Source organism: Pseudoalteromonas sp. JSTW (genome assembly GCF_013423925.1).
Taxonomy (GTDB): Bacteria; Pseudomonadota; Gammaproteobacteria; order Enterobacterales; family Alteromonadaceae; genus Pseudoalteromonas; species Pseudoalteromonas lipolytica.
In genome coordinates this window covers 722,064-741,531 of sequence record NZ_CP058972.1, presented here as the reverse complement: position 1 = coordinate 741,531, position 19,468 = coordinate 722,064, and the positions used below count along the sequence as shown (strand labels likewise).

The following is a 19,468-nucleotide window of genomic DNA, read 5'->3' as shown; positions in this document are numbered from 1 at the left end:
AAAATTGTTCACTGAGTTTACTACAGGCTACGTCAGTTCCCAACCGCTTGCGATAAATAACGCCTTAAATGACAACGAAGGTGCACTCTGCTTGGTTATTCACTTACAATATAGAAAAGCTCAAATAAAAACAAAATAATGAAATTTAATCCTCCATTACAATCAGCCACTTTATTAAAGCGCTATAAGCGATTTTTAGCTGATTTAGTCACGCAAGATAATCAACAATTTACAGCACACTGCGCCAATACAGGCAAAATGACAGGCTGTGCCGAGCCAGGTTTTAACGCGTTTTACTCAACCAGTGATAACCCAAAACGTAAATACCCGCAATCGTTACAACTCACCCAAAATCAACATGGGCATTTAATTTGTGTTAATACTGCAGTTGCTAATCAAGTCGTTCAAGAAGCTCTCGAAAATCATCTTATCAAGCAGCTTGATGGCTACGATACACTGCAAGCTGAAGTGAAATACGGTCAAGAGAATAGCCGCATCGATTTTTTATTAACGGCTGAAAACGCCGCTCATTGCTATGTTGAGGTTAAGTCAGTGACCTTGCTATCAGAAGAAAAGCCAGAAACTGGCCAAGGTTACTTTCCCGATGCTAAAACAGTGCGAGGACAAAAACACCTGCGCGAGTTAATAGAAATGGTGCAACAGGGGCACCGAGCTGTTTTGCTTTTTGCTGTATTACATCAAGGAATTAATACAGTCAGTGGCGCATCACATATAGATGCTAAATACAGCGAACTATTAGTACACGCCGTTGACTGTGGTGTAGAAGTATATGCTTATAAAGCAGAGATTTCAGCCAGTCACATTGTACTGGCTGAAGAAGTGCCGTTTATTGCTTAGTCATTGAGATATCAATTTCATCGATCAGATTTTGTTCTATATCTGCTTCTTTGTAGTATAACGGTCTGAGTTTTGCTGTTTGAGAATAATAACGGCTTTGATCATCAAAGTGCTCTGAACGTGAATCAGAGCTCTGTGACATGGTTAATAATCCTTTAGCAACCGGTCCATCCTCAGTAAAATTCATCACAAACATCCAGCTTGAACCATAGTTCACAGGGTAGCCTTGCGCTGATAAATTTGACGCTAAAGGTTGGCCTGTAACTGCATCCGGTAATGTTTGATAATCAGCATAAGGTATCAGAGTAGAGCGTGTTAAATTACTTCTATCGTATCTGAAAACATTAAAGCCTCCCTCAACATGCATCGGCCCAGCCCATGGAAGCTGCTCACCTGAAGCATGCCCTCCGGCCAGTGATTTTTCTACGAACTGAAGCTCAGCTAAAGTACTTGTTAATGGCACCCCATTCGCCTGCACATTTAACATAGCGTGCGCCAGCGCTTTTAATGCAACTTTATCTTGGCGTAGAGTATGAGGCGTATTAGCCGGGTCTGTAACATCAAAGTTGTTATATAAGTGTGCTGAAGGATTAAATAGATGCGCAAACTCACGGATCAATGCAGCACCTTCTGTATCTAAGTTCATAGCACCATTCCAGTTAGCAACGATATCGCAGGCAGGACTAATATCCACGTCAATACCCGCTGAAACTTGCACCGGTGTATTTCCTTGGGCAATACATTGTGAGGCTAAATCGGTAAATACCAGCTCACCTAAATAGATACGATTGCCAATTAATGCCTGTTCTAATTCATCAAGTGTAAATTTACCGTCTTCTCCCCCGCCTTCTTGCAATAACTTCAGACCCATTCGTGTTCTTAGTGATAAAGGCTTATGTACATCACCATACTGCGCAGCAAAACCAAGTAAAGGCTGTTTTAAGTTTGTCACCCAATAACTATCATTCGAGTTTTGTACATAGTCTGTCCGCGTAAGCTGGGGTGCTTCAGAAAAAGGCACCTTACCTTGGCTTTCAAAGAGCTTCATGTTGCCAGGCACCAAATCAAAGCCCGTTGATTCCCTCAAAGCAACGAGCTCAGGCTGCAAACGAATTGCTAGGTTAGCAGTGTCATCTAATTTAAGCACTGTGCTGTCATCAACGTAAAAAACAGTGCCCGTTTTATCTGTTGCCATCGTATTGTTAAACGACACCCCATCAAACTGAGCGAATGACGCTTTCATATCATCAAGACTCACGGCTTGGTTGAGTGCTGACCACTGCGCTACAACATCCATATTAAATTCATTGGCATCTTTTATGGTAAATGCTTGAGTGTCATTCCAGCCTAACCCTCTTTCAGCAGGCGTTTCTAGCATCAAACCATGGTGGCTGTAATAAAATGGTTTTGTAAGCTCAATCGTTGTGTTTGGCCCCACAGCAACCTCCACCGTTACCATTTTACTGGTAATAGTGTGTTGCTCCCCCTCAACACCATAACTCATGCGATCATTTTCATTTAATGCGAGCTGATAAATTAAAAAGTGACGTGCCGTCGAGAAGGTGTGCGTCCAGGCCACATGTTCATTAAAACCTATATTAATAACGCCAGGCATGCCTTGCAGGCTCCCACCCATCACATTCATGGCACCAGGGACTGTTAAGTGTGACTGCCAAAAACGCAAATTTCCTTCATGAGGAAAATGTGGATTTGCTAATAATCCGCCCTGACCGTTGGCCATCATCTCTTTACCCAGCCCCCAGCCATTTGAGCCCAAGTGCTCAAATTTCTTCTCTAACTTAAATTGCTTTGCTTGCTGATTTATATTTTTAACAAGGCTCGAAACGGCACTCGGTTCACTACCACTTGGCACAGGCAAATACTCATCACCATCACCTGGGTTTGCAAAAAATGCTAATTCTAAAAAGTTAGCTGAGCTTGCAAGTTGCACTGTCGCCATTGAATAAGCCAGCATATCTTGAGCCGTTAAGCTAATAACCCAAGGCTGAGATGCACATTCAGGCGCTAAATTTTCAGCCCCCGTATCAGTCACATATTTATTGAAGCCCTGCACAAACCCTTCAAAATGAGCACGACTTGTTTCATCTAATTCAGCATAATGTTCCGCCGCATACTCATTTACACCTAGTGCTTTATAACCAAAATCAGAGATTAAGTGTTTTGAATCACCACTCCCCGCAACTTGATCAGGGCCATAGTATTTAGCACGCTCGCCGCGGGTTTTAATTATTTGATCCATTAATAAACACGCATGATCTTTTGCATAAGCATAGCCACTGCCAAATGCCAAGCTTTCAAGGTTTGATGCTGTAATATGTGGGACGCCATAACTTGTCCAACGAATATTGGCATCAAGCGTCTTGTTATCTGCAAAAGTAGGTATTGCGACCTTTACAACATCTTCAGGTTCGGGTGTTGTCGTAACGGGGGGCTCAACGGTTTTATTATCGTTATCTGAGTTACAACCTACAGCAAGAAATGCGGCTGCAATGCTGAACATTATTGGATGAAGTTTCATTGTGCTTCCTTTATTATGAGTATTATATCCATCAACCAGCTTGCCTTAATTAAAAGACTAAATCTTGACCCTCCACGCAAAATATTGACTTTGCGCGCCTAGTCATGCAGCTTAACTGTTGCTAATAATAATAAAAAATGAACGACTATGTTTTATGTCAATAGCCAAATCATTCGCTCCTTGGTCTATTTCTTACAAAAACAAGGGCTTGAAAAAGAACAGCTGCATGCATTACTTGCTGAGCGCCGCTGTTATCTCAATGAAACTAGCTACCGATTTCCTGTATCAGATTACGAATCGTTAATGCATTATGCTGACACCCAGCTTAAGCAAGAGCATATAGGCCTTTTGTTTGGTCAATCACTCAAAGCACAAAACTGGGGGCTATTGGGGCATGTCGCCTTGGTGAGCCAAAATCTTGAGAAAGCGCTGCAGCATGCGCAAAGATTAAATTCACTGGTAAGAAACATTGGTCGAATAGAGCTGAGAAAAGTGCAGCAGCAATGCCAACTGAGCTGGCATGCACGAAGCCCAATACGACATTACATGGTAGATGAACTGTTTAGTAGTTGGTTATCGTTTGCAAACCACTGCTGCCAGCAGAACGCTGAACTTGCGCTTGAAAAAGTAACCCTTACCAGACCCATTCCGAGCACTGCGAGTGTGCACATTTATCAGCATACTTTTAACTGCCCTATCGAATTTGGTGCCAAATCCAACAGCCTTATTTTTAATGAAAAACTACTTAATAGCCGTTTACACTCGCCAAACCCAGAGCTTGAACAACTCTTGTTATCGCAAGCGGGAGATTTAACGCCGTATGCAGATCATATAAATGAATTAAATGCCTTTATTGCCTGCCAATTCCCTGTTATTCCAAGTGTTGAGCAAGCCGCATTACAATTAGGCTTAAAGAAACGCAGTTTGCAGCGCTACCTCACTGGGCAGCAACTAAGCTTCACAAAGTTAATTGATCAGCAAAGAAAACAACACGCAAAACGCATGTTACTGCAAGGCTATTCAGTGCTTGAGATCAGCAATAAACTGGGATTTTCAGAGCAGAGTGCTTTACAACGCGCATTTAAACGCTGGTACGACACAACCCCCAAAAAGTTTCTCAATGAACACATGTTTTAAGTTGTAATATGATTTTTTGCCCATATAACTTAGCAAATTAAAAATTGCACGGGCCGTGTAAACGAATAAAACCGCCCATTCTTATTTTTAAAGTCGATAAGTTGGGGCATACAGGATTAATTAAAAAATAAATTTGCCTCAAACAGAAGATTCTGCTATTTATAGCCGCCGGCTAATGCTGGGCAAAATATTAAGGATTTAGGAGAAAGTTATGCCAGACCAGAAAAGACTAGGGTTATTGGCTCAGGCCGGGTTAGAGCCGTATCAGGAACAGCCGGGTGAAGAGTATATGAATGATGCACAACGTGCTCATTTTAAAACAATTTTAGAAGCTTGGCGTAACGATTTACGTAACGAAGTAGACCGTACTAAATCGCACATGCAAGATGAAGCAGCTAACTTTCCAGATCCAGTAGACCGTGCAGCACAAGAAGAAGAGTTCTCTTTAGAGCTTCGCACTCGTGACCGCGAACGTAAACTGATCAAGAAAATTGAAAAAACAATTCAATTAATCAAAGATGATGACTTTGGTTATTGTGAATCATGTGGTATCGAAATTGGTATCCGCCGCTTAGAAGCGCGTCCAACAGCTGATTTATGTGTTGACTGTAAAACGCTTGCGGAAATTAAAGAAAAACAATCAGGACGCGGTTAATTACATACATTAATTAACCTATGTCTACCACAGCCGTTAATGCGCCTATGCGCACATACAGGGGCCGTTTTGCGCCATCACCTTCTGGGCCATTGCACTTTGGCTCATTAATAGCGGCTGTGGGCAGCTTCCTTGATGCAAAATCAAATCAAGGTAAGTGGCTAGTCCGAATAGAAGACATTGACACAACCCGTGTTGTACCCGGCGCAAGCGATGACATATTACGCACTCTAGAAGCGTATGGTCTGCACTGGGACGAAGGCGTTATCTACCAAACTAAACGCCATACTGAATACCAAGCCGTTGTTGACGCACTCATTTCAAAGAACCTTGTCTACGCCTGTCATTGCACACGAAAAGAAATCAAAGCAATGGGCGGAATATACCAAGGGTATTGCAAATCAAAACATCACCCATTAAACGATTCTGCACTGCGCTTAACTCAGCAATTTGCGACGAGTGAATATCACGACCTTATTCAAGGTCAGGTGAATATTGACAGCCGACTTGCTAAAGAAGACTACCTTATAAAACGAAGTGATGGCTTATTTGCTTATCAGCTGGTTGTCGTCGTCGATGATATTGCACAAGGAATAAGCCACGTGGTGCGTGGAGCCGATTTACTCGAGCCAACAGCAAGACAACTCAGCTTATTTAAGCAACTAGGGCAACCAGCACCTAACTACGCGCATCTACCATTGGCTGTTGCAAAGCCCGGTTTTAAATTATCAAAACAAAACTACGCACCGGCCATATCAAAACGTGCGCCAAAACCAGCATTATTTGATGCGTTTCGTTTTTTAGGTTTAAACCCAGAGCCTGCTCTATTGTCTTCAACAGTCGAAGAAATGCTTAATTGGGCAATCTCAGCCTACCGTATTGAAAACATCCCAACAGCACTCGAAATACAAGTTAGTGAGAATCCACACGCCACTTTTTGTGATTTTCAAGTCATTACAAAATAAATTGCCAATTTTAAAGGCAGAGTAACTTAATTTTTGAGCCACGCTGGTATATGATAGCGACCCAAAGTGTGCGAATCATTAACACCATACTGTAGCGTCATATAAAACACACATTTACTGACTCAATCTCATATCGACGAAGTGAAAAAACACACGCTATACTTGATGAGTCGCAAAGTCCGCGTCGTAGGAGACAGATTATTATTTCCAAGCTTTTTCAATTTTGTCGGCAAATTATCGGCCCAAATGCCTCGACTTCAACAAATGCCGCACAAACGAGCGAGTTACCTTTGGTGATCGAGCGCAGTGAACATGGTATTTCACGCAAACAATTTAGCCCAAATGCAATCAAAGTATTATACCGCCTCAAAGAAGGTGGCTACGATGCTTACTTAGTCGGTGGTTGTATTCGAGATATATTGTTAGGCCAACAACCTAAAGACTTTGACGTAGTTACAAATGCGACGCCAGAACAAATCAAAAAACTATTTCGTAACTGTCGCCTAATTGGTCGTCGCTTTCGTTTAGCGCACATTGTGTTTGGCCGTGAAATAATTGAAGTTGCTACGATGCGCGGCCATCATGAAGCCGACGAAGAAAAAAACCACGTTAGCCAATCAAGCGAACATGGGCAACTGCTGCGTGATAATGTGTACGGTAGTATTGAAGAAGACGCCGAACGTCGAGATTTCTCAATTAATGCGCTGTATTATTCAATTAATGATTTTTGCATCTATGACTACGCCAACGGTATTAGTGCAATAAAAGCCAAACAGGTTGAATTAATTGGCGATCCAGAAACCCGCTACCGTGAAGACCCTGTACGTATGCTGCGTGCAGTTCGTTTTGCAACAAAGTTAGGCATGACCATTGCGCCTTCGACAGAAAAGCCAATGAAAGAGCTTGCAAGCTTATTAGACCACATTCCTCCTGCACGTCTATTTGAAGAGTCACTTAAGCTGTTTTTAAATGGTAAAGCAGAAGAAAACTATATCATGTTGCGTCATTATGGCCTTTTCAAAGCCCTATTCCCTGCCCTTGATAAAATTTTGAATGCTAACCCAGATGGACTCGAGCACGCATTTATTCTGCAAATGTTTAAAAACACAGATAAACGTATCAATGCAGAGAAAAAAGTAACCCCTGCGTTTATATTCGCTGCACTATTGTGGTTCCCGTTATTAGACATCGCTAAAAAATTACAGCAACGTGACCAACTTTCTGAGTTTGATGCATTTGCACAAGCGATGAATAAGGTACTCAGTGAAAGCGCACAACATGTTGCCGTACCTAAACGGTTTACGTTAGGCGCTAGAGATATCTGGCATATTCAACAACGCCTTGATAAACGCGGTGGTCAACGCGCATACCGGTTAACGCAACAGCCTCGTTTTAAAGCTGCCTACGACTTTTTACTATTACGTGTTCAAGCTGGTGAGCAGCAACATCAGGAACTTGCTACGTGGTGGACGGCGTATTTAAGCCAAGATATAAATGGCCAAAAAGAGATGGTTAAGGCACTTGGCCATCAAGGTGGTCCTAAACGCCGCCGTCGACCTCGTAAGAAAAAAGCAGAATAAACATGAACATAGTGTATTTAGGGTTAGGCGCAAATTTAAATGCGCCACGTACACAAATTCGTAATGCTATTGCAGCATTACAAGGGCTACCAGAAATTGAGCTGGTTTGCGTATCGCATGATTACGCAAGTAAGCCAATGGGGCCACAAGATCAACCCGACTATGTCAATGCGGTTGCGTGTATTAAAACGGCTCTGCAACCAGAGCAACTACTCGATTTAACCCAAGCAGTAGAACGTGATCATGGCCGTGTACGTAAAGAAGAACGTTGGGGACCTCGCACCCTTGATATTGATATTCTATTATTTGGTGACCAAGTGTTCGACACGCCTCGCCTCACCGTGCCTCATTATGGCCTCGTTGAGAGAGAGTTTGTTGTTTATCCTTTATTAGAGATAGCTCCTTCTCTTGTTTTACCGAATAACCAATCACTTGCTGATATAACAAAAACGTTGCCTTTAAACGATTTACAAAAACTCCCTCAGCAGTAATCAACCTAGGCGAAGCCTTAGAGGAAATTATGTCTAAAATCACCGTTTCAACTCTTAATAAAATGAAACACGAAAAACAAAAAATTACCGCGCTTACAGCTTACGATGCCAGCTTTGCAAAATTGTTTCATGATAATGGCGTCGAAGTGATTTTAGTCGGTGACTCACTGGGCATGGTTTTACAAGGTGGTGATGACACATTAGCAGTAACGAACAGCGAAATTGCTTACCATACACGGTGTGTCCGCGCCGGTAGCCGCGAGCTATTCATCATCGCTGACTTACCTTTTATGACCTACTCAAACCCTGCCGATGCGTGTAAAAATGCAGCCGAGTTAATGCGTGCTGGTGCCAACATGATCAAACTTGAAGGTGGCGAGTGGTTACACGACAGCATCCGCGCAATGACGCAACAAGGCATACCTGTGTGTGGTCATTTAGGTTTAACACCTCAGTCTGTGCACGTATTTGGCGGCTTTAAAATTCAAGGCCGCGAACAATCACAAGCTGATAAAATGCTTAGCGATGCTAAAGCGCTTGAAGCTGCAGGTGCACAATTATTGGTATTAGAGTGTATTCCTAGTGAATTGGCTAAGCGTATTACCGATGAATTAACTATCCCTACAATCGGAATTGGTGCTGGCAATCAAACCGACGGACAAATTTTAGTTATGCACGACCTCGTCGGCATTTCAGCTGGTTATATCCCTAAGTTTTCAAAAAACTTTTTACTTGAAACAGGGAATATGCCAGCAGCCGTGCAAAAGTATTGTGAAGATGTAAAAAGTGGTGCTTTCCCAAGTACCGAACATGAGTTTAAATAATGCAATCAATCACTGAAATAAAATCGTTACGTAGTCAAATCAAAGCTTGGCGTCAAGCTGGACTTAGCATTGCACTCGTCCCAACCATGGGCAACTTGCACCAAGGGCATTTTTCATTAGTTGAAAAAGCAAAAACGTTAGCCGATAAAGTCGTCGTCAGTATTTTTGTTAATCCTATGCAATTTGGCGCCAATGAGGATCTCGACAACTACCCGCGCACGCTCAACGAAGATAAACAAGGCCTAGCAGAACTTGAAACTGACATCGTGTTTACGCCGTCAGTTGAAACCATTTATCCAAATGGCCTTGGTGAACAAAGCTTTGTTGATGTACCTGGCGTGTCGATGGGTTATTGCGGTGGTTCACGTCCCGGCCATTTTAAAGGTGTCGCTACCGTTGTGACTAAGTTATTCAATCTTGTGCAACCTGACTTTGCCTGTTTTGGTGAAAAAGATTTTCAGCAACTGCAAGTGATTAAAACCATGACACGCGATCTCTCTATCCCTGTCGAGATTGTCGGTGTACCTACGTGCCGTGAAATATCAGGCCTTGCTATGAGCTCACGTAATGGCTATTTGTCTGATGAGCAAAAAGACACCGCAAAAGTATTATTTGCAACCCTTAACGAGACGGCTGAGCAGCTAAAACAAGGCCAAACGAATTTCGCTGAATTAGAAGCTAAAGCCAAAGCCACGCTTGAAGGCGCAGGCCTAAAACCTGATTATTACTCGATTGCCGAACGATCAACGCTAAAAGCTGCATCAGCAGCGGATAAACAACTGGTTATTTTGGCCGCAGCCTTCTTAGGATCGGTTCGTTTAATTGATAATTTGCAAGTTACGCTGGATTAAGTTTCAACAATCTGGGTAAGATGGATTTAAAAGAATAGCCATAAACTAGGGATAAGCATGAAAAAATTACCAGCTATTGCAGCATCATTGTTTGCATTCACCTTGTTAGCAGCTTGCTCAAGCAAGATTGATAACCCAGAAATGCAACAATGTGCCCAACAAAACTATCAATGCGAAGCCAGCTGCGAACAGCAAAGCACCGCAGATGGCTTAGTTCATAAAGTCTGTAGTAACAAGTGCATCGAAGCTTACAATCAATGTAAAGCGAATGCAGAAAAGTTAGGCGAAGTTAAATAAATTTGCCTTTCTGAGGCACTGAATTATATCAATTTACTTAATTAAACATTCTATTTTGAGTGTTATTGCGAATTGGTATGTGTCAGTTCAGTGCCTGCACCTTCCTTCTCGATTACAATTTCACTTTTTCAATTAAGCCTCTGCTAATTTTGTTCATATTTTTGTTCATCCTTTAAGCTATTCATATTAGGGCAAGCTTTCGTTCATTAAACTTCTCCATATTGGTGACGAATTAACAACTGCTACCGTGTAATTGTTTCTCACTAATTTCAAAATTTACTCTTCGCATTTAGCTGTACCAACTCAAAGTCATTGAGATTATTAGTGTTTTTTTAGGTTCACTTTTTGCTGAGAGGTATGAATGAATAAACGTGATTTACGGCTAAAGGAAAAATTAATGAAACCAGAAACCCGAACTAAGCTCTTCAGCGCTGTTAAAAAGAAGACCTTCTTGGGCGTATTATTAGCCATGAGTGCAGGCCATACTTACGCAACTGAAAACCAAACTCAGCCACAAGAAACTGAAACACAGCACACCGTTGTTGAGCAAAAGCCTGCGATGATCACAATTCCACAAGAGAAACTATTTGATGTAATCACTGCTCGCGCTAAAAAGTTAGCCTCTGAGCCGTATGTCGCACCAAAAGATTTAGAACTTGAAGCATTAACCAGCATTGGTTATCAAGATTACCGTGCTATTCGCTTTCGCCCAGATCAAGCAATCTGGAAAGATCAAAGCTTATATGAAGTGCAATTATTTCATCCTGGCTTTTTATATAAATCACCGGTGGCAATTAATACCCTAGAGCAAAATGCCGAAGTTAAAAGCCTGCCTTTTAAAACTGATTATTATCGTTACGATGCAACCGCGGCTCCGTTGGAAGCAGAAATAAGCACTGCAATTAAGAATACTCAGTTGGGTCATGCCGGTTTTCGTCTGCATTTTCCGCTCAATAATAACGAATACAAAGATGAAGTTGCGGTATTCCAAGGTGCCTCTTATTTTCGTTTAGTGGGCCCACACCAAGTCTATGGCCTTTCAGCCCGCGGACTTGCGGTTGATACTGCTCTTAGCTCGGGCGAAGAATTTCCCGTGTTTAAAGAATTTTGGTTAGTAAAACCAGCGCCTGAAGACACAACTATCGTGCTTTATGCACTGCTTGATAGCCCATCTGTTGCTGGAGCATATCGTTTTGAGTTAACACCTTCGACAAACACTGAAGTAAAAACTCAGATGCAAATTTTTGCCCGCAAAGATATTAAAAAACTGGGTATAGCACCACTAACAAGTATGTTTTATCACGGTGAAAACAGCACCAAGTTTTTTGATGACTACCGTCCAGAAGTACATGACTCAGACGGCCTATTAATGCAATCAGCAGAGGGTCAATGGGTATGGCGAGCACTTAACAACCCTAAAAAATTAAGTGTTACATCATTTAGTTATGATAATCCGAAGGGATTTGGCCTCGCACAACGTGACCGTGATTTTAACAATTACTTAGACACAGAGGCACATTACCATAACCGCCCGAGTATGTGGATTGAGCCAATGGGTTCGTGGGGGAAAGGCCGCGTTGAGCTGGTAGAGATTCCCACAGACACAGAAACTAACGACAACATTGTTAGCTACTGGGTGCCTGAGCAAGCGATGAAAGCAGGCGATAGCTTAAGTTTCAGCTATAAGCTATCAACTTTTAATGCAACCCTTGCATCTCAGGATAAAGCGAGTGTTTTAAGAACACGCATAGGCAGTGCAGCCCTGCCTGGCGAAAAGAATCCACCACCAAAAAGTCACCGTCAATTTACTGTTGACTTCAGTGGTGAAAACATCAATCAACTGTCTGCAAATTTTGCTATGAAGGCCGATTTAGCACTGTCATCAGGTGAGATTAGCGATAAAACAGTTCAGCAGTTACCGAATAATCAAGGATGGCGCGTCGCGTTTAAAGTGGCGCCAGAGGGAGATAAGCCTGTCGATATGCGCTTATCGTTAAAACTACGTGACAAAGAAATCAGCGAGGTATGGAGCTATGTCTGGTATCCAAATGACGTCCAATAGCAAAACATTAACACCAACCGCAATGCCATTTAAGAAAACTCGCGTTTGGCTATTTTCATGCCTTGCGCTAGCGATTACTGCATATGGTGTGTGGATCATGTTCGATATTTTAAATTCTAACGGCATGACACCGCTTGAGTACGCATTGCTGTTTTTATTTTCAGTGACCTTCGCGTGGATCGTAACAGCCTTTTGTAGTGGCTGTATGGGCTTTATTTTACAACTGCTGCGTATTGACCCACTGACGCTTAAACGTCAAAAGCCCATTGAAATTAACGAACATGCACTAAGCCAGACTAAAACAGCTGTCGTGATGCCAATTTATAACGAAGATACCGAGCGTGTGATCGCTGGTTTTGAAGTGAGTCTTCGATCGCTCGCTAAAACGGGCCAAATGCCGAACTTCGATTTCTATTTACTTAGTGATACACAAGATCCAGAGATTGCGCGCAATGAACTAAAAGCATGGAATGCATTAACGGCACGTTTAGGTGACTTAGCTCAGCATACTTTTTATCGTCGTCGTGAAGATAATAAACACCGTAAAGTGGGTAACCTCACTGATTTTTGTGAACGCTGGGGAAGTCAATACGAGCACATGATTGTACTTGATGCTGACAGCATCATGACAGGAAAATGTATGCTTGAGTTAACCACAAGCATGATCAGTAATCCAAAATCAGGCCTTATTCAAACGATTCCGATTCCGGTTCGCCAAGATACTTTTTTTGGTCGATTTTTACAATTCGCCTCAATCTTATACAGCCCTATGCTGGCGACAGGTTCTGCATTTTGGCAAACCAATCAAGCAAATTACTGGGGACACAACGCAATTATTCGTGTTGAAGCCTTCACGCAATGTTGCGGTCTTCCTGTATTAAAAGGCAATGCCCCTTTTGGTGGAGAGATTTTAAGTCACGATTTTGTTGAAGCATCACTGCTACACCGTTCTGGTTGGGATGTATTATTACTCAGCGATATTGAAGGCAGCTATGAAGAAGTACCGAGCAACATTCTAGACTACGCAATTCGCGACAGACGATGGGTGCAAGGTAATATTCAGCATCTCGGTTTATTGCCAAAATCAGGTTTGAAACTGATGAGTAAAATGCACTTTTTATTTGGTGCCACAGCGTATATCTCATCACTTATTTGGTTATCTATGCTGGCATTAAGTACCTTGGATGCAGTTACGCGTGCACTGAATAGTGATGTGTATTTTAACCATGCGTACCAGCTATTTCCTACTTGGCAAATTGCTAAAACTGATTTAATTGATTCACTGCTATTTATCACTGCGGTATTACTACTTTTACCAAAACTTATGGGATTGATAGTGACTTTAGTGCATCGCAATAAAGCCTTTGGTGGCAGTGTAAAATTGATCGCAGGCTCACTCATTGAGAGCGTATTTGCTATTGTAATCGCGCCACTCATGATGGTGTTTCATAGCTACTTTGTAGTGTGTGTATTTCTTGGTAAGAAAGTTAGCTGGGATGCGCAGCCTCGTGAAGGACGCATGGTGCCGTGGCAAGAAGCAATTGGGTATACTCTATTTTCAACCATCACCGCTATTATTTGGGGTGGTGTAGCTTATTACTATACCCCGACTTTCTTTTGGTGGTTATCACCTATTTTAGTTGGACTGATTTTAGCAGCCCCGATTGTACGTTACTCAAGTAGTATAGGATTAGGCATAAAAATGCGTAAATTGGGCTTATTCTTATGCCCAAGCGAAGTGCAAAACGATGACACTCTGGCAGCACTTCGTGTGCATCAGCAAGAGATTGGTCTTCCTAAAGACGAGCACGCTAATTTTAACATTCCCGCATTACCAACCGAGACCCCAACGGTGATGCCAATCCAAAGCTTTAAAGCTAAGCCTGGCAAAAAGCGCAAACAAGTTCGCCTTGCTCAGCAACGCATAAAAGCAAAACTCTTTGCTAAAAGCTAAAACGAAAAGAACCGCTCATTGAGCGGTTCTTTTATCACTGTCTGTATTGATTGTTACAGAAGATCTAGCTTTTTAAGTTCAGCCATTGCCATCTTGCCTGAAAGCGGCACATAACCATCTTTCTCAACAATTTTTTGACCATCTACTGATAACACCATTTTTAAGAACTCTGCATCAATAGGTGCAAGTGGCTTATTAGGGTGTTTGTTAACGTATACGTATAAGAAACGAGAAAGTGGGTATTTGCCCGTTGCAACGTTTTCTAATGTCGCATCAACAAAGTTATCACCTTTCTTAGCAAGTGGCACAGTACGTACACCCGATGTCTTATAACCGATACCTGAGTAACCAATCGCATTCACTGACGAAGAGATTGACTGAACAACCGATGCAGAACCTGGTTGCTCATTTACATTGTTACGGAAGTCACCTTTACACAATGCTTTTTTCTTGAAGTAACCGTAGGTCCCTGATACTGAGTTACGACCATAAAGTTGGATATCTTTTGCAGCCCAATCACCTGTTAAACCTACATCACTCCAACGATTTACTTGAGCATCAGCACCACACTTGCGAGTTGAAGAGAAAATAGCATCCACTTGGTCAATACGTAAACCTTCGATTGGGTTATCTTTATGTACAAAAACCGCTAGCGCATCAATTGCAACGCGAACTTCTGTAGGCTTGTAACCATAACGTTTCTCGAAAGCTTCAATTTCTTTAGACTTCATACGTCGGCTCATAGGGCCGAAGTTTGCAGTCCCCTCTGTCAGTGCTGGAGGCGCAGTTGAAGAACCCGCTGCTTGGATTTGGATGTTTACATTTGGGTAAAAGCGTTTATATTCTTCCGCCCAAAAGGTCATCATATTGGCAAGTGTGTCAGAGCCCACAGATGAAAAGTTACCAGAAATACCACTTGTTTTTTGGTACTCAGGCATATCTTTATCAACTGCAGCTGCTTGAGCTGATACAAATGTTGTTACAGCCACACCCATTGCGGCAACGAGATTTTTAAATTTCATAGGGGTTACTCCGATTTGTTCGTCCCATTTCCTAACTGCAGTCTACTCTAAAGACACTAGATGACAGTTAGATTACCCTAAAATGACAGTTTTATGACTTTGCATTAATTTCTAAAGAGTCTGGTAAGCGAACGACTTTATCGCTGCTAAAGGCAAACGAAAATGTCGATCCTTCACCAACTTTACTCTTAATATTCAAATGACTATCGTGACGTGTAAGTACATGTTTTGTTATCGCTAAACCTAAGCCAGAGCCACCCGTTGTGCGACTACGTGCTTTATCTACTCGATAAAAACGCTCTGTTAGGCGATTGATATGTTCGCTGGCAATACCATCACCGTTATCAGTGACACTAAACGCAGCCTGATTATTTTTAAGCTGCCAATCGACCACAATTTTACCGCCAGGCTTAGTGTAATGAATGGCGTTAAATACCAAATTAGAAAATGCACTGCGTAACTCATCCTCAGCACCTTTAATATCTAAATGGCTATCGACATTAAAAATAAGCTCATGGCCTTTATCTTGATTCAGCGATTGTGCTTCTGTGTGAATATAGGTGAGTAACTTTGGCACATTCACAGGCTTGTCGTTGTCTTGACGGCGAGCGCCTTCAATGCGAGACAATGACAAGAGTTGGTTTACTAGACTGTCCATGCGTTTGCATTGTTCGAGCATCGTTGTTTGCGCTTTATTCCACATACTTGGCGGTGGCATGTTATCGCCATCAAGCATTTCTAAATAACCAGTCACGACCGTAAGTGGTGTTCTCAATTCGTGTGATACATTGGCCACAAAGTCTTTACGCATTTGCTCTAATTGCTTTAGTCGCGTGACATCACGAACAACCATCATTAACTGCGAGCTTGCATAGGGCATGACCCTAAATTCGAGTATTTGTTCATAACTGTGACCACCATCCAGCTCCAGTGGCTCATCAAAACTGGCTTGGTGCATATATTTAGCAAATTTAGGATCACGAATAAGGTTATCGAGTCGCTGTCCATGATCCGTTGGCCATTGTAAGCCCAATACTTTAAGCGCGAGTTGATTACACCAAATAATACTCAGATCTTTTTGCAACACCACAACCGCATCAGGTACCGCCTCTGCACCATCACGAAAACGGCGAATTAAATCAGCCAGTTCATTACGCTTTTTACGATTACGATGCTGTAAATGGTAGATCCCTTCAAAAACTTGCTCCCAAGCTCCCTCACCTTCAGGTGGGTTGAAGCTACGCTGATTAAGGAGCCAATCACTAAGGCGATAGAGTTGATGATAATGCCAAATCAGTAGTGCAAAGGAGCCTAAAAATAAAAGCAAAAATGGCGCACCTACAAGCACGCCAACTAATAACAAAGGTAAGAAATACATAAACAGGCGTTTTGCTAACGCCTGTTTATTGACTACTCGATACATACACTCACTTTACCTTAAGAATGTAAATTAGCTGAATATAGTCAGCCAACGCACTTATAATTTACTTGAAAAACGATAACCTGCACCACGCACAGTTTGTACGAGCCTGTCATGTCCAAGGGGTGCTATCGCTTTACGTAAACGACGAATATGTACATCAACAGTACGGTCTTCAACGTAAACGTTTGTTCCCCATACATGATCAAGTAATTGTTCACGGCTGTAAACACGTTCAGGGTGAGTCATGAAAAAATGCAGTAGTCTAAATTCAGTAGGTCCCATATCTAATTCGCTTCCCTCAGAGGTGACACGATGTGAAATAGGGTCAAGGCGCAAACCATGTACTTCAATAGCCTCTTCGAGTGAAGTCGGCGATACACGGCGGATAACCGCTTTAATACGGGCCATTAATTCTTTTGGCGAAAATGGTTTAGTAACATAATCATCAGCACCCACTTCAAGACCGCGTACTTTATCTTCTTCTTCACCGCGGGCTGTTAGCATAATAATAGGGATTTGACGTGTATATTCGCTTTGCTTAAATTTCTTCGCAATCTGAATTCCGCTTCCACCGGGTAGCATCCAGTCTAATAAAACCATATCGGGGTATGGCTCAACCATTGCCTCAATTGCAGAATCATAATCTTCGGCTTCAATTGCTTGAAAACCATTTTGCTCTAAAACAAAAACCAGCATCTCTCTGATAGGCGCTTCGTCATCGACGACTAGTACTTTACGTGACATTCCAATTTATCTCTTTCGTTAGCGAACTGGTTTCATTATTATGACTAAGTATGACATTTTTATGAAAGTCTAACGAGTAATTCAAAAAGCACCAAAAAAACTCAGTAAAAATGAATGGTTTTCCGCTTAAATATGCTTTTTTACACCTTAAAAGTCATACCTTAATGTTACAGCAAGGTGATCTTCATCAGCTTTATTATCGAGTGAAAACTGCGTATACCACATATACATACGTGCTTGTTTCGAAAGGCTTCTCTCAACGCCGACCGATGTTCCGGTGCCAGAGTCTTTTAATTTACCAAAGTCTCCTTCTGAGTCTTGATATTGAGCAAGTAACTTATACTTATCAATTTTATAAGAGGCACTAAGCAAAAAACCATCTTCAGTATCTGAGCCTGATACTTTTTCACTTTGTTGATACATGCCCCCAATCACAAGATCACCTATTTTGCTTTGTGCAGTAAACCGCGTGATGTCGTAACCCGCAACCTGACTGTCATGTGCAACACTTACAAAATAAGGTGTGTTTTTAAGTTTGCTATCACCGTATATAAAGGCAGCAGAGATGCCTGTTTCATCATCTTGCTTTGAATTGTCTTCAGCAATATACGTCACAACAAATTGTAAGTTTCCGACAATTGGTGAGCTGTAATGTACGACATCACCTAAACGATTTTCACCATTAAACAATGCTTTAACGTCCCCATTAAAGTCATTCATTTGGTCAATCTTGCCTTGTGATATTTTAAGGGCAGTATCATGACGGCCTAAAACAATTTGACCATAACTGCCTTGTAAACCGACATACTGATTACGCGCAGAGATATTTTCTTCGGTTTTACCATCGCTATCTTGATCTGCTGCATTTACAGCAAACTCAAACTTATAAACCGCTTTCAGACCCTCATTTATTTCACCGCTGCCTTTAATTCCAATCCGCGAGCTGTAGCTTTCAACTGATGTTTTACTTCCTTCATTGGTGTCACTATTGGCAACCCCTAAATGCGCCCGACCATATATATCAACGGCTTCAGCAACACTATTAAAAGAAAGTAGGCACATTGCAAAGCTCGAGAACATAATGGCGGTTTTTTTCATGGTAGCGATCCTTAATGTAAGCAATAACTTAAAAATCGAACATAAAGCCATATTGGTCAAGTTCTAAACAGTATATTTAAGATAAACATTTCAGATCACTGATCTACTAACTTCGGCGAGTCAGGATCAGATTTTTACCAAGCCGATCTATTTCGGATCATGATCTTACTAAGTTAGTCTACTAACTCTTTGATTTAATGCTCAACACGTTACCCGCTTGTTTAAAAGTTAAACAAAAATAGGCAATGATCATCCTAAAACTAGTAAAATAATGATCCGGGCTATTTATGGTTAGTAAAACAATGATCTTAAAATAAACAGTAAGTAAAACACTGATCCGTTAAGATCGAGGCAGTAAAAGATCCACCTTCTAAAGAAGGTGGCTTTGCATTAGCCCCCTAGAAGGGGGCGTTGTTTACTGGAGTGTTAACTGCGCCTGCTCTTGCACCTCTTCCTTTTCTTGGTGCCTGACATACCGCCTTATTATTTCTTCATTTATCCCTACAGTATCTACGAAGTACCCTCTCTGCCAAAAATGGTTTCCCCATAACTTGTTTTTCCTTAAGTATGGATATTTGCTAAATAGCTTTAACGCTATTTTTCCCTTTAAAGCACCCATTAATTTCGAGACTGATAACTTCGGCGGTATCTTTACTACCAAATGAACATGGTCAACCTGCACATTTAACTCGACTACTTTGCACCCTAACTGCTCACAATAAACTTGTATGCACCTGTAAACATCTCTGCCTACTTTGTTCTTCAATATTCTGAACCTATACTTTGGCGTCCAGACTATATGATATTGACATCGCCAATACACATGCGATGCTTTCTCGTATCTACTCATGTTTTTTCCTTATATGACTTCGCTAAAAATCAAGTAAGGAATTAACATGAGTATTTTTTCAGGCAAAGCCTAAATGATGATAACCACCTACTGAAGTAGGTGGTTTAGGGCCGAAAAT

General features: G+C 41.7%; 17 protein-coding genes. 11 read left to right on the top strand and 6 right to left on the bottom strand.

Going from position 1 to position 19,468, the window contains the following annotated elements:
* The first annotated feature begins 138 nt into the window (after positions 1 to 138).
* A complete protein-coding gene (gene sfsA / locus GZH31_RS03505) occupies positions 139 to 858 on the top strand; it encodes a DNA/RNA nuclease SfsA (RefSeq protein ID WP_074988886.1) in 720 nt (239 codons plus the stop codon).
* On the opposite strand, the gene GZH31_RS03500 is transcribed toward sfsA, so the two are convergent.
* Positions 848 to 3,397 (bottom strand): penicillin acylase family protein, encoded by a 2,550-nt coding sequence (locus GZH31_RS03500; RefSeq protein WP_118844034.1) that lies wholly within the window; start codon positions 3,395 to 3,397, stop codon positions 848 to 850. The two genes, sfsA and GZH31_RS03500, sit on opposite strands and share 11 nt — an antisense overlap.
* Positions 3,398 to 3,544: 147 nt before the next feature.
* Between GZH31_RS03500 and GZH31_RS03495 the strand changes: the two genes are divergently transcribed.
* The 10 genes from GZH31_RS03495 (at position 3,545) to mdoH (ending at position 14,213) form a co-directional block, all read left to right on the top strand.
* The gene (locus GZH31_RS03495; RefSeq protein WP_036970703.1) at positions 3,545 to 4,534 is read left to right on the top strand and encodes an AraC family transcriptional regulator; all 990 of its coding nucleotides are present in this window, start codon (positions 3,545 to 3,547) and stop codon (positions 4,532 to 4,534) included.
* Between the two features lie 211 nt (positions 4,535 to 4,745).
* The gene (dksA, locus tag GZH31_RS03490) at positions 4,746 to 5,189 is read left to right on the top strand and encodes an RNA polymerase-binding protein DksA (RefSeq protein ID WP_036970706.1); all 444 of its coding nucleotides are present in this window, start codon (positions 4,746 to 4,748) and stop codon (positions 5,187 to 5,189) included.
* 20 nt (positions 5,190 to 5,209) lie between these two features.
* Positions 5,210 to 6,154, top strand: a complete 945-nt coding sequence (gene gluQRS, locus GZH31_RS03485; protein WP_065978051.1) for a tRNA glutamyl-Q(34) synthetase GluQRS — start codon at positions 5,210 to 5,212, stop codon at positions 6,152 to 6,154.
* 293 nt (positions 6,155 to 6,447) lie between these two features.
* On the top strand, positions 6,448 to 7,734 hold the full coding sequence (gene pcnB / locus GZH31_RS03480; protein ID WP_257473674.1) for a polynucleotide adenylyltransferase PcnB: 1,287 nt from the start codon (positions 6,448 to 6,450) through the stop codon (positions 7,732 to 7,734).
* A 2-nt stretch (positions 7,735 to 7,736) separates the two neighbouring features.
* The gene (gene folK / locus GZH31_RS03475) at positions 7,737 to 8,225 is read left to right on the top strand and encodes a 2-amino-4-hydroxy-6-hydroxymethyldihydropteridine diphosphokinase (RefSeq protein WP_180311379.1); all 489 of its coding nucleotides are present in this window, start codon (positions 7,737 to 7,739) and stop codon (positions 8,223 to 8,225) included.
* 29 nt (positions 8,226 to 8,254) lie between these two features.
* Positions 8,255 to 9,049 (top strand): 3-methyl-2-oxobutanoate hydroxymethyltransferase, encoded by a 795-nt coding sequence (gene panB, locus GZH31_RS03470; protein WP_036970718.1) that lies wholly within the window; start codon positions 8,255 to 8,257, stop codon positions 9,047 to 9,049.
* On the top strand, positions 9,049 to 9,900 hold the full coding sequence (gene panC, locus GZH31_RS03465) for a pantoate--beta-alanine ligase (protein WP_180311378.1): 852 nt from the start codon (positions 9,049 to 9,051) through the stop codon (positions 9,898 to 9,900). The genes panB and panC overlap by 1 nt, the downstream gene beginning before the upstream one ends.
* A 57-nt stretch (positions 9,901 to 9,957) precedes the next feature.
* Entirely contained in the window at positions 9,958 to 10,197 is a 240-nt protein-coding gene (locus GZH31_RS03460) for a hypothetical protein (RefSeq protein ID WP_036970723.1), read from the top strand.
* 397 nt (positions 10,198 to 10,594) lie between these two features.
* Positions 10,595 to 12,259: a glucan biosynthesis protein gene (locus GZH31_RS03455; protein WP_180311377.1), complete on the top strand. Its 1,665-nt coding sequence runs from the start codon at positions 10,595 to 10,597 to the stop codon at positions 12,257 to 12,259.
* Positions 12,231 to 14,213 carry a glucans biosynthesis glucosyltransferase MdoH gene (mdoH, locus tag GZH31_RS03450; RefSeq protein WP_036970731.1) on the top strand — a complete coding sequence of 661 codons (1,983 nt, stop codon included), beginning with the start codon at positions 12,231 to 12,233 and terminating at the stop codon, positions 14,211 to 14,213. Before GZH31_RS03455 ends, mdoH begins: the two co-directional genes overlap by 29 nt.
* A gap of 53 nt (positions 14,214 to 14,266) precedes the next feature.
* Here the strand turns inward: mdoH and GZH31_RS03445 are convergent, their stop codons facing one another.
* From GZH31_RS03445 to tnpA, 5 genes are all read right to left on the bottom strand, one after another.
* Positions 14,267 to 15,235 (bottom strand): PstS family phosphate ABC transporter substrate-binding protein, encoded by a 969-nt coding sequence (locus GZH31_RS03445; RefSeq protein WP_065978046.1) that lies wholly within the window; start codon positions 15,233 to 15,235, stop codon positions 14,267 to 14,269.
* A gap of 91 nt (positions 15,236 to 15,326) precedes the next feature.
* A complete protein-coding gene (gene phoR / locus GZH31_RS03440) occupies positions 15,327 to 16,658 on the bottom strand; it encodes a phosphate regulon sensor histidine kinase PhoR (RefSeq protein WP_036970737.1) in 1,332 nt (443 codons plus the stop codon).
* Positions 16,659 to 16,712: 54 nt separating this feature from the next.
* The gene (gene phoB / locus GZH31_RS03435) at positions 16,713 to 17,402 is read right to left on the bottom strand and encodes a phosphate regulon transcriptional regulator PhoB (protein WP_036970740.1); all 690 of its coding nucleotides are present in this window, start codon (positions 17,400 to 17,402) and stop codon (positions 16,713 to 16,715) included.
* A gap of 147 nt (positions 17,403 to 17,549) precedes the next feature.
* Entirely contained in the window at positions 17,550 to 18,500 is a 951-nt protein-coding gene (locus GZH31_RS03430; RefSeq protein WP_075593156.1) for a porin, read from the bottom strand.
* A 415-nt stretch (positions 18,501 to 18,915) separates the two neighbouring features.
* Complete coding sequence (gene tnpA, locus GZH31_RS03425; RefSeq protein WP_036970631.1) at positions 18,916 to 19,350, bottom strand: IS200/IS605 family transposase; 435 nt, start codon at positions 19,348 to 19,350, stop codon at positions 18,916 to 18,918.
* Positions 19,351 to 19,468: the final 118 nt, after the last annotated feature.